This window comes from Citrobacter sp. MNAZ 1397, assembly GCF_023613995.1.
In the GTDB taxonomy this organism is placed as follows: Bacteria; Pseudomonadota; Gammaproteobacteria; order Enterobacterales; family Enterobacteriaceae; genus Phytobacter; species Phytobacter ursingii.
In genome coordinates this window covers 163,452-177,006 of sequence record NZ_JAKIVH010000001.1, presented here as the reverse complement: position 1 = coordinate 177,006, position 13,555 = coordinate 163,452, and the positions used below count along the sequence as shown (strand labels likewise).

Sequence of the window (13,555 nt, the reverse complement as noted above, 5' to 3'; positions counted from 1 at the left end):
GATTCCAGCAATGTCAAAATAACAATGCGCAGCAAAACAACGAGGTCTTGTTTCTGATGGCGAATTTTTTTATTGATCGCCCCATTTTTGCGTGGGTACTGGCGATCCTGATCTGTTTGACCGGAACCCTTGCCATTATTTCTCTACCCGTAGAGCAATATCCTAATCTGGCCCCACCCAATGTCCGTATTACCGCAAACTATCCTGGCGCGTCAGCCCAGACGCTGGAAAACACCGTGACGCAGGTTATCGAGCAGAACATGACCGGCCTCGATAATCTGATGTACATGTCGTCACAGAGCAGCAGCGCCGGGCAGGCCACCATTACGCTCAGTTTCACCGCCGGCACAGACCCCGATGAGGCCGTCCAGCAGGTACAAAACCAGCTACAATCTGCCCTGCGTAAGCTACCCCAGGCAGTGCAGAACCAGGGGGTGACGGTACGAAAAACCGGGGATACTAACATCCTGACGCTGGCATTTGTCTCCACCGACGGCTCGATGGATAAACAAGATATTGCCGACTACGTCGCCAGTAACATTCAGGATCCTATAAGTCGCGTGAATGGTGTTGGCGATATCGACGCCTACGGTTCGCAGTACGCCATGCGTATCTGGCTCGACCCTGCAAAGCTTAACAGCTACCAGATGACCACCGACGATGTGACCAGCGCGATTAAATCCCAGAACGCCCAAATCGCTGTTGGTCAGCTTGGCGGTTCGCCATCGGTAGATCGTCAGGCGCTGAACGCCTCAATTAACTCACAATCGCTACTCCAGACACCTCAGCAGTTTCGTAATATCACGTTGCGGGTCAATCAGGATGGATCGGAAGTGCACCTTGGCGATGTCGCAGAGGTTGAGCTGGGCGCGGAGAAGTATGACTTCCTGAGCCGCTTTAACGGTCTCGCCGCCTCCGGACTTGGCATTAAGCTGGCCTCCGGCGCGAATGAGATGGCGACCTCGGAATTAGTGCTTAAACGTCTGGATGAGTTGTCACAATATTTTCCGCATGGTCTGGAATATCGGGTCGCCTACGAGACAACCTCTTTCGTTAAAGAATCCATTATCGACGTGGTGAAAACGCTGCTCGAAGCTATCGCGCTGGTCTTCCTCGTGATGTATCTGTTTTTGCAGAATTTCCGCGCGACGCTCATCCCTACCATTGCCGTCCCGGTGGTGTTGATGGGGACCTTCGCCGTTCTCTACGGCTTTGGCTATAGCATCAACACCCTCACTATGTTTGCGATGGTTCTCGCCATCGGCCTGTTGGTGGATGACGCGATTGTGGTGGTGGAAAACGTCGAGCGTATCATGAGCGAGGAGGGCCTTTCGCCCAGGGAAGCGACCCGAAAATCGATGGGGCAAATCCAGGGTGCGCTGGTGGGTATCGCGATGGTGCTTTCGGCGGTGTTTGTCCCCATGGCATTCTTCGGTGGGACCACCGGGGCGATTTATCGTCAGTTCTCCATCACTATCGTTTCAGCCATGGTGCTGTCGGTGCTGGTGGCGATGATCCTGACGCCAGCCCTGTGCGCCACGCTGCTTAAACCGCTGCATAAAGGCGAACACCACGGGGAAAAAGGTTTCTTCGGCGCGTTTAACCGCATATTTAACCGCAACGCCGATCGTTACGAAAACGGCGTGGCGAAAATTCTCCACCGTAGCCTGCGCTGGATCCTGCTCTACGTTTTGTTGCTGGGCGGGATGGTCTTTTTATTCCTGCGCCTGCCAACGTCTTTTTTACCGCTCGAAGACCGCGGGATGTTTCTGGCATCCGTACAACTGCCAAGCGGCGCAACGCAGCAGCAGACACTGAAAGTGGTGCAAAAGGTTGAAGACTACTTCTTCAAAAACGAGAAGAACAATGTCGCGTCCGTGTTCTCCACCGTCGGCTCAGGCCCTGGCGGGAACGGACAGAACGTCGCACGTATGTTTGTACGTTTGAAAGACTGGGGCGAACGCGATCCGAAAACCGGAAACTCCTTTGCCATTATTGAGCGCGCCACCAAAGCCTTTCGTCATATTAATGAGGCCCGTGTCATCGCCAGTAGCCCTCCGGCAATCAGTGGCCTGGGCAGTTCTGCCGGATTCGATATGGAATTGCAGGATCACGCCGGAGCTGGCCACGACGCGTTGATGGCGGCGCGGGATAAACTGATTCAAATGACCGACAGCAATAAGATGCTGACTCGCGTGCGTCACAACGGCCTCGATGATAGTCCGCAATTACAGGTTGATATCGATCAGCGTAAAGCGCAGGCGCTGGGGGTCTCAATTGATGATATCAACGACACGCTGCAAACCGCCTGGGGTTCAAGTTATGTGAATGACTTTATGGATCGCGGCCGCGTGAAAAAAGTCTACGTTCAGTCAGCGGCAAAATACCGCATGCTGCCGAGCGACATTAACCTCTGGTATGTACGCAACAACAGCGGCGGTATGGTGCCCTTCTCAGCCTTTGCCTCATCCCACTGGGAAACCGGATCCCCGCGTCTGGAACGCTACAACGGCTATGCTGCCGTCGAGATTGTGGGTGAAGCGGCACCGGGCATCAGTACCGGTACGGCCATGGATACCATGGAAAAACTGGTGAGTCAGATTCCCGGCGGTTTCGGTCTGGAGTGGACGGCGATGTCCTACCAGGAGCGCTTATCAGGCTCACAGGCGCCGGCGCTTTATGCTATCTCGCTGCTGGTGGTGTTCCTGTGTCTGGCCGCGCTGTATGAAAGCTGGTCAGTGCCTTTCTCGGTGATGCTGGTCGTACCGCTCGGGGTCATTGGCGCTCTGCTCGCCACCTGGATGCGCGGGCTGGAAAATGATGTCTATTTTCAGGTGGGTCTGTTGACGGTTATCGGGCTATCGGCGAAGAACGCCATCCTGATTGTCGAGTTCGCCAACGAAATGAACCAGAAAGGTCAGGACCTGCTTTCTGCCACACTGCATGCCTGCCGTCAGCGTCTGCGCCCTATTCTGATGACCTCTCTGGCCTTCGTCTTTGGCGTTTTGCCGATGGCAACCAGTACCGGCGCAGGTTCCGGTAGCCAACATGCGGTGGGCACCGGGGTAATGGGTGGGATGATTTCAGCAACCGTACTGGCGATCTTCTTTGTTCCTCTGTTCTTTGTGCTGGTCAGACGGCGCTTCCCGCTGAAAGAACGTCAGGAATAATGCTCAAATAAAAAGGCGGCCTGTTCAGGTCGCCTTTTATTGCGTGATTAATTTCACACTTTTATCGTTTAAAGCAGTCACTGCTTTTATAATTCCTCTGGAAATTATTTACGAAGCATGCCTTCGATAAAGTCTTTCCAGTTCCCCAGTTCACGTTCAATCATAACTACCTCTCTTATTATTATGCGTATTCTACGAGAACTCGACATCGCTGTGAAGATATTTAAACCAATTACTTTGATTGGCCTCTCATAGTATTTGCATCGACGAAATAACTATGCGCCAGTATTCGGCTATTTAATGTGAGCGATAGCAATATTCGGACACATTTCACCTTAACCCTGATGTATGCTGGGCCACAGCGTGATTACGCTGTAGTCAGAAAGTATCTTTGAAGTAGCTAATTAGATGATTTTTTTGCCACCAGGTGAATTTTTTGTTTATTTAACCACCGGGACAGGCTTTCGGTCGAGGCCATTTTTACATTATTAATTACCACCCTTACTATTTCTTCAAACTAGTACATATTGCTGATGGCAAACTCTGGCTGATGAATTTAATAACCGGAAGTATGATTACCCTGCGAATGAAATGATATTATATGTTTTTTCGCCCAATATTATTCTAATTTATTGGGCAATTAACCAAAGATAAGACAAAAGGATTCACCATGCTCACTCTGTTCGGCATCAAAAACTGCGACACCATCAAAAAAGCCCGCCGCTGGCTGGAAGCACATCAGGTCGATTATCGCTTTCACGACTACCGCGCAGATGGCCTCGACGCCGATTTGTTGCAGCAATTTATCGCGGAACTGGGATGGGAAGCACTGCTGAATACCCGGGGGACCACCTGGCGTAAACTGGATGAATCGCTTCGCGCAACCATCACAAACGCGGATTCCGCAGCCGCGCTGATGTTAGAAATGCCGGCAATTATCAAACGCCCATTGCTCTGGGCGCCCGGTAAGCCTATGCTGCTGGGTTTCAATGAATCCAGTTATGAGACGTTTATCAACGAGGTGTAGTTTATGTCGTGCCCGGTTATTGAGCTGACGCAACAGCTTATTCGTCGCCCTTCTCTGAGCCCCGATGATGCAGGGTGTCAGGCGTTAATGATCGAACGTCTTCGCGCCATCGGTTTTACCATTGAGCCGATGGATTTTGGCGACACACAGAATTTCTGGGCATGGCGAGGACAAGGTGAAACACTGGCCTTTGCCGGACACACTGACGTTGTGCCTTCCGGTGATGCGGACCGCTGGATCAACCCGCCGTTTGAACCGACCATTCGCGATGGCATGCTGTTTGGTCGCGGCGCGGCCGACATGAAAGGCTCGCTGGCAGCCATGGTTGTTGCCGCTGAACGTTTTGTTGCGACTCATCCAAAGCACAAAGGCCGTCTGGCGTTTCTCATCACCTCTGATGAAGAGGCCAGCGCGGCAAACGGCACGGTGAAAGTGGTTGAAGCCTTAATGGCGCGCAACGAACGCCTGGACTACTGCCTGGTGGGCGAACCCTCCAGTACCGAAGTGGTGGGCGATGTGGTTAAAAATGGCCGCCGCGGTTCACTGACCTGTAACTTAACCATTCACGGGGTGCAGGGCCATGTTGCCTATCCGCATCTGGCTGATAACCCGGTACACCGCGCAGCGCCAATGCTCAATGAGTTGGTGGCGATTGAATGGGATCAGGGTAATGAATATTTCCCGCCGACCAGCATGCAGGTCGCGAATATTCAGGCAGGCACTGGCAGTAACAACGTGATTCCGGGCGATCTCTACCTGCAGTTTAATTTCCGCTTTAGCACCGAGCTTACCGACGCGATGATCAAAGAACGCGTTGCCGCACTGCTGGAGAAGCATCAGTTACGCTACACCATTGACTGGTGGCTTTCTGGTCAGCCTTTCCTTACCGGTCGGGGCAAGCTGGTGGATGCGGTGGTAAACGCCGTTGAGCACTATAATGAGATTAAACCGCAGTTGTTAACCACTGGCGGGACGTCAGATGGTCGCTTTATCGCGCGGATGGGTGCGCAGGTGGTGGAACTGGGGCCGGTTAACGCCACTATTCATAAAATCAATGAATGTGTGAACGCTGCCGATTTACAGCTGCTCGCTCGTATGTATCAACGCATTATGGAACAACTCATCGCCTGACGGGGAGGAACGCATGGACTGGCTAGCGAAATACTGGTGGATTCTGGTGCTGGTTTTTTTACTCGGCGTACTGCTGAATGTGATCAAAGATCTCAAACGTGTCGATCACAAAAAATTTCTCGCCAACAAACCCGACCTTCCACCGCATCGTGATTTTAACGATAAGTGGGATGACGAGGACGACTGGCCGAAGAAAGACCAGAAAAAGTAACCCTGCCCGATCTGCCCGGCCGCAGTGCGCGCCGGGCACGTTTTAATTAGATCAATTCAATAATGTCATCATCATCCGGTTTCCCGCCACTCAGCGCTTCATCAAAATAGTGCTTCGGTACGGTATAACGCAGGTGATCGAGGGCGAACTGCAAACTGCGATCGTCTATCGCATGCCCCAAATCCTCCACAATATCGAGCGTCACATCGCCGCCCGCACGCAGCAACGCTTCCTGAGCGGCAACCGCATGCGCCAAATCAATGACACGATCTTCACCACCGTGAATCAGGTGGATAGTCGACGCCGTCGAGGCCGTTTGCGGCAGGCTGGCATAGCGTCCATTAAAGGCGATTACGCGGGAGGCCAAATCGGGCTGCGCTTTCACACCTTCCAGCGCCATGATGGAGCCTTGCGAGAAACCAATCAGGGCCGTGGCCAATGCATTAACGCCGCTTTGCTGTTGCCAGTAGCGAACCGTTTCAATAAATACCGGCATGATGGCATCAATACGCGCCTGGCGATTTTCTTCGGTAACGCCCTGCACGGAGAACCACTGACGTCCGGTCGGCCCACAGGGTTCTATCCCCCCGACGCTGACAATCAACGCCTCCGGAAACAGCGGCGCGAAGTAGCTCGCTATCTGCCCCATGTTCGCCGGGTTATCGCCAACGCCATGAAAGAACAGCAATAATTGTTTCGCGGCGCTTTCCGGTTGTTGAACAACAAAATGGTCATGTTTCATGGCGGTCTCCTTAATTCGTTGCCTGCAGTGTACGCCGGGGAAGAATAATCACCATGCCATTTAACTGAATGAGTTAGTTAAAAAAATTGCAGTTGCCGCACCTGCTCTTTCAGTAAAACGATGCGTTCGGGGTCGAGTGAGGACAATGCCGATGCGGCCTCCTGGCGCTGCGTTGCAAGTAACGCTTTACGCCCGGAAAGCGCCAGCGCGCTACAGATATCTGCCTCACTCCGCTTCCCGGTAAGCTGCATACGTAATGCGCTGAGGGGTAAATCAACCTGCATCAACAATCTTTGCAACGCTCCTGCTGCCGAAGAAAGCGGGCGATGGGCAAAGGCAAACCCGGCCAGTTCCTGCCAGTCATCATCATTAAGGGTAGTCTCTGGATTAAGAGTCAGGGGCAACGTTTCCTCTTTCCATGCATCAAGCCAGGATAAATCTCGCGCCAGCCTGCGCTGCTCATTGTCGGCCAGCGCCTGCCCTGCTGCCGTCAGCGGCAGTATCGCCATGGCGGTATAGCAGCCACTGCTCGCCTCCCGGTGGCTACCGAGTCTGACCAGATGGAACCCGCATCGCTGCCAGAAGCGCCACAGATCTGCCGTATAGCCGAAACTGACCGAGAGATAATCGCAACCCGCTATATGGTTACGCGTATGTGCAATTAAAGCCTGTCCCAGCCCTTCCCGCTGACGTGACGGATGGACCGCAATGCGACTGACGCGTAAAGCGCGCAACGTCGCCGCAAGCGGGCTGCCGCCGTGGGCGGCCAGCGACTGCGCCACCAGATTACCGCGAGGACGACGAAATCCCGCCCAGACCGCCTGGCTGAGTCCGGCGGACAATCCCCCCTCTTCCACCAGCCAGAGCGCTGCCAGTAATGCATCAGGGGTTTTCGTCAGCCAGAAATATTGCCCTGGCGCGTCCATCATCCGGCGCAAATCCAGCGGTGAGGTGCGGTAATGGGCGCTGGCAAGCAACCGATACAGCGCGGCGGGAAGCGCCGGTTGTGTGGACCACGCCGATGCCTGGAGCGGCAGGATAGTCGCCTCACCCGCCGGTTGCTCCAGCGCCGACGCATCGTCAAACAACAGCACCGTGCTGATAAACGCTTCCAGCGGGCAGCCCTCGGCCCAGCGCAATGGCGTATGCAACTGGCGGTGGATGAGATGAGGAAAACCGGCACAGAATTTCAGTAAGAAGCCCTGCCCGGTCCCTTCGTAGCCCTGCACCGTGGTGGTTAGCAGGACATAACGAAACGCCGACACGAGCGTCGCCAGCAATGGTCCCGGAATGGCCGCCGCCTCATCAACGATAAGCCAGTCCGACAACGGTTCCCCCTGCGCAACACGCGCTCGTAACGCATCCGGAGCGACGAAATTAATCTCCCCGGCATAGTGGGCAAGCACATCCGTTGCGGCACGCCCCGGCGCAGTCACCGTGGCCGTCGTTGCCAGACGCGCAATATGCATGCCCGCCAGCGCCGATTTGCCTCGCCCGCGAGGTGCCGTCACCACCATAACGCCCGGCGGCATGTCGGCGAGTTCAGCCAGAACCTCAGCCTGTTCGCGTTCGGGCGCGCCTGTTGCTGCATGCCAGGCAGGGCGCGCAGTAAATGCAGGCAGAGGGAATTGAAACGAGCGTGACCAGAGAATGACGTTTTCGTCTTGTTGCAGCGCCCGACAAAAGTGTTCGACAAAGCGCGGTGTGGCAATCGGCTCGGCGGTATCACTCCAGCGACAACTGTCCTTATCAGGCCGTTGCGCCCACTCGGTAAGCGGTGGCGTCAGCAGCACCAGAAAACTGCCTGGTTTCAGCGTACCGCTGAGCGCCGCCAGCGCGGCGACATCAAAACCGTAACGCGCGTCCAGCACGGCATGCGTGAATTCGCGGCCAAGCAACGTGGTGAGCGCGCGCGGCGCGCAGTGGAGAGGCCAGTCGGTTGTTTCCCCCACCCACAGCCAGTCGCCGGGCAATGAGGAGCGAAGGTCATTCGCCTGTCGCGCAGACACTTCATCGTCATCCGCGATAACCAGCAAACGGCGAATCCCTTCATCTGCCATCCGGGCGCATAATGCGGCTAATGACATTCACATAACCTGGCGTCTGGCATCACAGCGTGCCGCTAAACGTATCGCACTGCGCCGGTTCGCCGCTGTCCATACCGCGTTTAAACCAGTTATAGCGCTGTTCGGAGGTACCATGGGTGAACGTGTCGGGGATAACCAGCCCCTGGCTGCGTTTCTGCAAACGATCGTCGCCCATTGCGGTCGCAGCATTCAGCGCCTCTTCAAGATCGCCTGCATCTAACACGCCTTGTTGTTCCATGCTGTGTCCCCAGACCCCGGCGTAGCAATCAGCCTGCAATTCCAGACGTACCGACAGCGCATTGGCCTCGGTTTGCGTGGCGTTTTGCTGGAGCTGGCGTACTTTAGCCTCGGTGCCGAGTAATTTTTGCACGTGATGTCCGACTTCATGAGCAATGACATACCCCTGGGCGAAATCACCGTTCGCCCCGAGCTTGTGCTTCATGTCGTCATAAAAGGAGAGATCAATATAGACTTTACTGTCGGCAGGACAATAAAACGGCCCCATGACGGATTGCCCCGTACCGCAGCCAGTTGTAATTCGGTTACGGTACATGACCAGTTTGGGTTGCTGATAATGGCGCCCCATCTTTTCGAAAAGCTGCCCCCAGGTATCTTCGGTCGTCGCGAAGATAACGCTGGTGAATTTTGCCGCTTCATCTTCTTGCGGGGTGATGATGCGCTGCTGAGAACTGTTATTCACCGGTTCCCCGGTAATAAGGCCCGTTAAATCCACGCCGTAGTAACTGGCGAAAATGACAATCACCAGCAGAATAATGCCACCCTTGCCGCCCGGCAGGCGGAAACCAGGCCCCTGGATAACGGGTCCGCCCGATTCATCACGTCGGTCTTCAATATTGTTGCTTTCACGACGCCCTTGCCAGCGCATAACCACCTCATTATCTAACGTATTAATAATGATCGTAGGCGGTTGCGGGGAGGATTACCATAAGAAAAAAGAGGCAGGGAACCAGAGGATGCGCGCATCCTCTGGTTTTCAGCATATTATCGCTTAGTCGAGCTTAACGCCCAGACGATGGGCAACGGCTTCATACGCTTCAATCACGCCGCCGAGGCTCTGACGGAAACGGTCTTTATCCATTTTTGCCAGCGTTTCTTTATCCCACAGACGGCTACCGTCCGGAGAGAATTCATCGCCCAGAACCACTTCGCCTTTGAACAGACCAAACTCCAGTTTGAAGTCAACCAGGATAAGGCCTGCGTCATCAAACAGTTTTTTCAGAACATCGTTCGCTTTGTAAGTCAGCTCTTTCATGCGCGCCAGGTTCTCTTTGCTCACCCAGCCAAACGTTTCACAGTAGGATTCGTTCACCATCGGGTCATGCATGGCATCGTTTTTCAGGAACAGATCGAACAACGGCGGGTTCAGCTCGATACCCTCTTCAATCCCTAAACGTTTCACCAGTGAACCCGCAGCACGGTTACGCACCACACACTCTACCGGTACCATGTCCAGCTTTTTAACCAGGCATTCGGTATCGGACAACAACGCTTCCATCTGAGTCGGGATACCCGCTTCTGCCAGTTTGCTCATAATGAAATGGTTGAATTTGTTGTTAACCATGCCTTTACGCTCGAACTGCTCAATACGCGCGCCGTCCCCTGCTGACGTATCATTGCGGAATTCGAGCACCAACAGGTCCGGGTTTTCCGTGCTGTATACGGTCTTCGCTTTGCCACGATACAACTCAGCTTGCTTTTGCATCTTTGTCACTCCAGGTGTGATGATTTAACTAAAAAAAGCTATTTTACACCGACGCACACGTTTGCGTCAGCCAAATAAAAAAAGGCCGGAGATATCCGGCCCTTATTCTTACTTGTTAAACGCGGCCTCGAACGCTGACACCAGTGCGTCGTTTTGCGACTGCGTTAACGTATGACCTTTCGGGTCGATAAACTGGAGGCTACTGCGGTTATCTAAATCGCCTACCTGCAGTTTATAGTCGCCAGACGCCAGGCCTGGGTCACGTGCGCCCAGATCGCGCCATGCGCTATCGGATAGCGGTTTATAGGTTACCGCAACGCTACCGGTAGAACGGGTGCTGTCGGTCACTTTCATGCCCACTTTTTCCAGCACTGTCGGCAGACGCTGCCATACGACGTTGAACGGGCCACGTACCACCAGCATCGGCAGACCGGTATCATCCGCGCCAGACTGAACATCAAGCGACTTCACGCTGCGGTTTTCGGCGGCAGCCTGGGCGTCAGTGGATGTTTTATCCAGACTCTGGGAGATAACGTTCAGCATTTCCGTACTGTAGCGCTGTAACGATGCGCTATCCGCGACCGGCTTACCCGCCTGCTCCAGATTGACGAGTTTAACGGTCACCGCCTGCTGATAACCCTGCGGTTTCACCGAGATTTGATAACGCCCACGATACTGCTGATCTTCATCGAGGCGGTTCCAGTCAACCCAGTCGGTCATTAATGTCTGACTGGCGTCGTCACGCTTCGCGATGGCGTAGTTTTTCGCCTGGATAATGCTGACAACCTGAGGCCACAGGTTTGTGTTGCGGCCATTTTCAACCATCAGGGTTGCCGTATCGCCAGTAAACTGAGTGCGCGCACCCGTTACCAGAGCCAGCGGCTGCGCCGGCGGACGAATATCCAGCTCTTTACCCACAGCACCACTGCCGTTAGTGGCAGGAATGTTATATTCGCCATTCTGCACCGGCAGGATCATGCCAGCAGGCGCATGAAGTTCCGCAAGCGGCGCGGCATCCAGATAGGACTCGTCACCGCTGACCTGACGTTTGTAGCGTGAATCCGAACTGCAGGCAGCGAGTAACATCACAAATGAAACTCCCGCCACCTTCGCCAGGCGCGACTTCTGTACTGAGTAAGCCATCAAATCTCCCTAAACTTTACAGCAATCCGGCATGCTTAAGCGCAGAGCGAACCACTTCACGACCGTGATCGGTGATCGGTGTCATCGGCAGGCGCAGCGTATCGGTTGCCACAAGCCCCAACTCCTTACATGCCCATTTCACCGGGATAGGATTGGGTTCGACAAATAGTTTGTTATGTAACGGCATCAGGCGCTTGTTGATTACACGCGCTTCGGCGAACTGCCCTTCCGCTGCCAGTTTGCACATGTCGGCCATGTCACGTGCCGCCACGTTCGAGGTAACGGAAATAACGCCGTGACCACCGAGTTGCATAAAGTCCATCGCGGTTGCATCGTCGCCGCTGAGCAGCAGAAAGTCATCTGAAACCAGCTCTTTGATCTGATGAACGCGACTTAAGTTCCCGGTTGCTTCTTTAATACCGATAATATTTTTGATTTCCGCCAGACGACCCACGGTTTCTGGCAGCAAATCGCAGCCGGTGCGCGATGGCACATTATACAGAATCTGGGGCAGATCGGTGTGTCCAGCGATGGCTTTGAAATGCTGGAACAGGCCTTCCTGTGTCGGACGGTTGTAATAAGGGGTTACTGTCAGACAGCCCACAACGCCGCTGTTATTGAAACGTTGCGTCAGGCTGATGGCCTCCGCGGTGGCGTTTGCGCCAGTCCCTGCGATGACAGGAATACGCCCGTCAGCCAGTTCCAGCGTCATCATCACCACATCCCCATGCTCTTCATGGCTGAGCGTGGCGGATTCCCCGGTCGTTCCTACAGAAACAATCGCCGATGTTCCACTGGCGACATGGTAATCAATCAGTTTTTTCAGGCTTGGCCGACAGACTTTACCGTTATCATCCATTGGCGTAACAAGCGCGACTATACTTCCCGTGAACATGGGCCATCCTCTGTGCAAACAAGAATCTCAATGGTACGTGTGGTGCTGTAATAAAAGCAAGTGACGTGAGGCGTTCCGGCGGTTGTATGCCGGTTTTTTTTATGCTTTCCTTATGATTATCTCTGGTTTGACAGGAAGCACAGGTTTGACTGCCTCATCACAACATTTTCTGGTTATTACTGCGCTGGGCGCCGACAGGCCGGGTATCGTAAATACCATCACGCGCCACGTCAGCAGTTGCGGTTGCAATATTGAAGACAGTCGTCTGGCCATGCTGGGAGAAGAGTTCACGTTTATTATGCTGCTCTCCGGCTCATGGAATGCCATTACGCTGATTGAATCAACATTGCCGCTTAAAGGCGCGGAGCTGGATTTATTGATCGTGATGAAGCGTACCGCCGCCCGTCCCCGCCCTGCCATGCCTGCCACTGTCTGGGTTCAGGTTGAAGTCCCTGACTCTCCGCATCTGATTGAGCGTTTTACTGCCTTGTTTGACACCTTTCAGATGAATATCGCTGAGCTGGTCTCCCGCACACAACCGGGCGACGCCACCAGGGCCGCGCAGCTTTTTATTCAGATAACCGCTCACAGTCCTGCGTCGCAGGACGCATCAAACATTGACCAGGCATTCAAAGCCCTATGTACAGAATTGAATGCACAAGGCAGTATAAACGTGGTCAACTATTCACAGCATGATGAACAGGATGGAGTTAAGTAATGAATCCACTGAAAGCCGGTGATATCGCACCGAAATTTAGCTTGCCGGATCAAGACGGAGAACAAGTAAATTTGGCCGACTTCCAGGGACAGCGTGTTCTGGTGTATTTCTACCCGAAAGCGATGACGCCAGGCTGTACCGTACAGGCATGCGGCCTGCGCGATAACATGGATGATTTGAAGAAAGCGGGCGTAGAAGTATTGGGTATCAGCACTGACAAACCGGAAAAACTTTCCCGTTTCGCCGAAAAAGAGCTGCTGAACTTCACGCTGCTGTCCGATGAAGATCACCAAATTTGCGAGCAGTTTGGCGTCTGGGGTGAGAAGTCCTTTATGGGCAAAACCTACGACGGCATTCACCGCATTAGTTTCCTTGTCGACGCAGATGGCAAAGTCGAGCATGTTTTTGATGATTTCAAAACCAGCAATCATCACGACATCGTGCTCAACTGGCTGAAAGAGAACGCCTGAGCGGGCTCATATTGCGTCACCACTCTTCCGGGCGTTCCGTCTACGGCCGCCCTTTTTTCCTGCATTTCGCATTTTCTCTCCCGGCCAATTATTTGAAGTTGATCACACTTTATCAATCATCTCGACACTAGTGCCGACAACGGTTACTTCTCGTTCAACCCTGACCATCACTTTTGTTGGCTCTCCGCCTGAAATCATAATAACCATCTGATAAATATACACTTTAACATTTGGCATG

13 protein-coding genes are annotated in these 13,555 nt (G+C 53.7%); 6 read left to right on the top strand and 7 right to left on the bottom strand.

What is annotated here, in order from left to right:
* Positions 1-56 precede the first annotated feature (56 nt).
* Entirely contained in the window at positions 57-3,170 is a 3,114-nt protein-coding gene (acrD, locus tag L2097_RS00770; protein ID WP_085005458.1) for a multidrug efflux RND transporter permease AcrD, read from the top strand.
* Between the two features lie 104 nt (positions 3,171-3,274).
* Here the strand turns inward: acrD and ypfM are convergent, their stop codons facing one another.
* Entirely contained in the window at positions 3,275-3,334 is a 60-nt protein-coding gene (gene ypfM / locus L2097_RS00765; protein ID WP_015572204.1) for a protein YpfM, read from the bottom strand.
* A 506-nt stretch (positions 3,335-3,840) separates the two neighbouring features.
* Here ypfM and L2097_RS00760 point away from each other — a divergent pair.
* Genes L2097_RS00760 through L2097_RS00750 form a run of 3 tightly spaced genes read left to right on the top strand, consistent with a single transcriptional unit; the run spans position 3,841 to position 5,539 of the window.
* Positions 3,841-4,197 carry an ArsC family reductase gene (locus L2097_RS00760; RefSeq protein WP_047369337.1) on the top strand — a complete coding sequence of 119 codons (357 nt, stop codon included), beginning with the start codon at positions 3,841-3,843 and terminating at the stop codon, positions 4,195-4,197.
* A gap of 3 nt (positions 4,198-4,200) precedes the next feature.
* The gene (gene dapE / locus L2097_RS00755) at positions 4,201-5,328 is read left to right on the top strand and encodes a succinyl-diaminopimelate desuccinylase (protein ID WP_047369336.1); all 1,128 of its coding nucleotides are present in this window, start codon (positions 4,201-4,203) and stop codon (positions 5,326-5,328) included.
* Between the two features lie 13 nt (positions 5,329-5,341).
* Positions 5,342-5,539 (top strand): YpfN family protein, encoded by a 198-nt coding sequence (locus L2097_RS00750; protein ID WP_047369335.1) that lies wholly within the window; start codon positions 5,342-5,344, stop codon positions 5,537-5,539.
* A 46-nt stretch (positions 5,540-5,585) separates the two neighbouring features.
* Here L2097_RS00750 and ypfH read toward each other — a convergent pair whose 3' ends face one another.
* From ypfH to dapA, 6 genes are all read right to left on the bottom strand, one after another.
* Entirely contained in the window at positions 5,586-6,281 is a 696-nt protein-coding gene (gene ypfH / locus L2097_RS00745; protein WP_047369334.1) for an esterase, read from the bottom strand.
* A 77-nt stretch (positions 6,282-6,358) separates the two neighbouring features.
* A complete protein-coding gene (locus tag L2097_RS00740) occupies positions 6,359-8,368 on the bottom strand; it encodes a tRNA(Met) cytidine acetyltransferase TmcA (protein ID WP_250351939.1) in 2,010 nt (669 codons plus the stop codon).
* A 22-nt stretch (positions 8,369-8,390) separates the two neighbouring features.
* Positions 8,391-9,254 carry a KPN_02809 family neutral zinc metallopeptidase gene (ypfJ, locus tag L2097_RS00735; RefSeq protein WP_250351938.1) on the bottom strand — a complete coding sequence of 288 codons (864 nt, stop codon included), beginning with the start codon at positions 9,252-9,254 and terminating at the stop codon, positions 8,391-8,393.
* Positions 9,255-9,377: 123 nt separating this feature from the next.
* Positions 9,378-10,091 carry a phosphoribosylaminoimidazolesuccinocarboxamide synthase gene (purC, locus tag L2097_RS00730; RefSeq protein ID WP_047369331.1) on the bottom strand — a complete coding sequence of 238 codons (714 nt, stop codon included), beginning with the start codon at positions 10,089-10,091 and terminating at the stop codon, positions 9,378-9,380.
* Between the two features lie 108 nt (positions 10,092-10,199).
* Positions 10,200-11,234 (bottom strand): outer membrane protein assembly factor BamC, encoded by a 1,035-nt coding sequence (bamC, locus tag L2097_RS00725; protein WP_047369330.1) that lies wholly within the window; start codon positions 11,232-11,234, stop codon positions 10,200-10,202.
* A gap of 16 nt (positions 11,235-11,250) precedes the next feature.
* A complete protein-coding gene (gene dapA / locus L2097_RS00720; protein ID WP_047369329.1) occupies positions 11,251-12,129 on the bottom strand; it encodes a 4-hydroxy-tetrahydrodipicolinate synthase in 879 nt (292 codons plus the stop codon).
* 145 nt (positions 12,130-12,274) lie between these two features.
* On the opposite strand from dapA, the gene L2097_RS00715 reads away from it, so the two are divergent.
* Entirely contained in the window at positions 12,275-12,847 is a 573-nt protein-coding gene (locus L2097_RS00715; protein ID WP_197687997.1) for a glycine cleavage system transcriptional repressor, read from the top strand.
* Positions 12,847-13,317 carry a thioredoxin-dependent thiol peroxidase gene (gene bcp / locus L2097_RS00710; protein ID WP_047369328.1) on the top strand — a complete coding sequence of 157 codons (471 nt, stop codon included), beginning with the start codon at positions 12,847-12,849 and terminating at the stop codon, positions 13,315-13,317. The genes L2097_RS00715 and bcp overlap by 1 nt, the downstream gene beginning before the upstream one ends.
* Positions 13,318-13,555: the final 238 nt, after the last annotated feature.

Coding starts and splice junctions, on each gene's coding strand:
- ypfJ (WP_250351938.1), bottom strand. CDS start 9,254: ATGCGCTGGCAAGGGCGTCGTGAAAGCAACAATATTGAAGACCGACGT.
- dapA (WP_047369329.1), bottom strand. CDS start 12,129: ATGTTCACGGGAAGTATAGTCGCGCTTGTTACGCCAATGGATGATAAC.
- ypfH (WP_047369334.1), bottom strand. CDS start 6,281: ATGAAACATGACCATTTTGTTGTTCAACAACCGGAAAGCGCCGCGAAA.
- L2097_RS00760 (WP_047369337.1), top strand. CDS start 3,841: ATGCTCACTCTGTTCGGCATCAAAAACTGCGACACCATCAAAAAAGCC.
- L2097_RS00750 (WP_047369335.1), top strand. CDS start 5,342: ATGGACTGGCTAGCGAAATACTGGTGGATTCTGGTGCTGGTTTTTTTA.
- L2097_RS00740 (WP_250351939.1), bottom strand. CDS start 8,368: ATGTCATTAGCCGCATTATGCGCCCGGATGGCAGATGAAGGGATTCGC.
- purC (WP_047369331.1), bottom strand. CDS start 10,091: ATGCAAAAGCAAGCTGAGTTGTATCGTGGCAAAGCGAAGACCGTATAC.
- bcp (WP_047369328.1), top strand. CDS start 12,847: ATGAATCCACTGAAAGCCGGTGATATCGCACCGAAATTTAGCTTGCCG.
- dapE (WP_047369336.1), top strand. CDS start 4,201: ATGTCGTGCCCGGTTATTGAGCTGACGCAACAGCTTATTCGTCGCCCT.
- bamC (WP_047369330.1), bottom strand. CDS start 11,234: ATGGCTTACTCAGTACAGAAGTCGCGCCTGGCGAAGGTGGCGGGAGTT.
- acrD (WP_085005458.1), top strand. CDS start 57: ATGGCGAATTTTTTTATTGATCGCCCCATTTTTGCGTGGGTACTGGCG.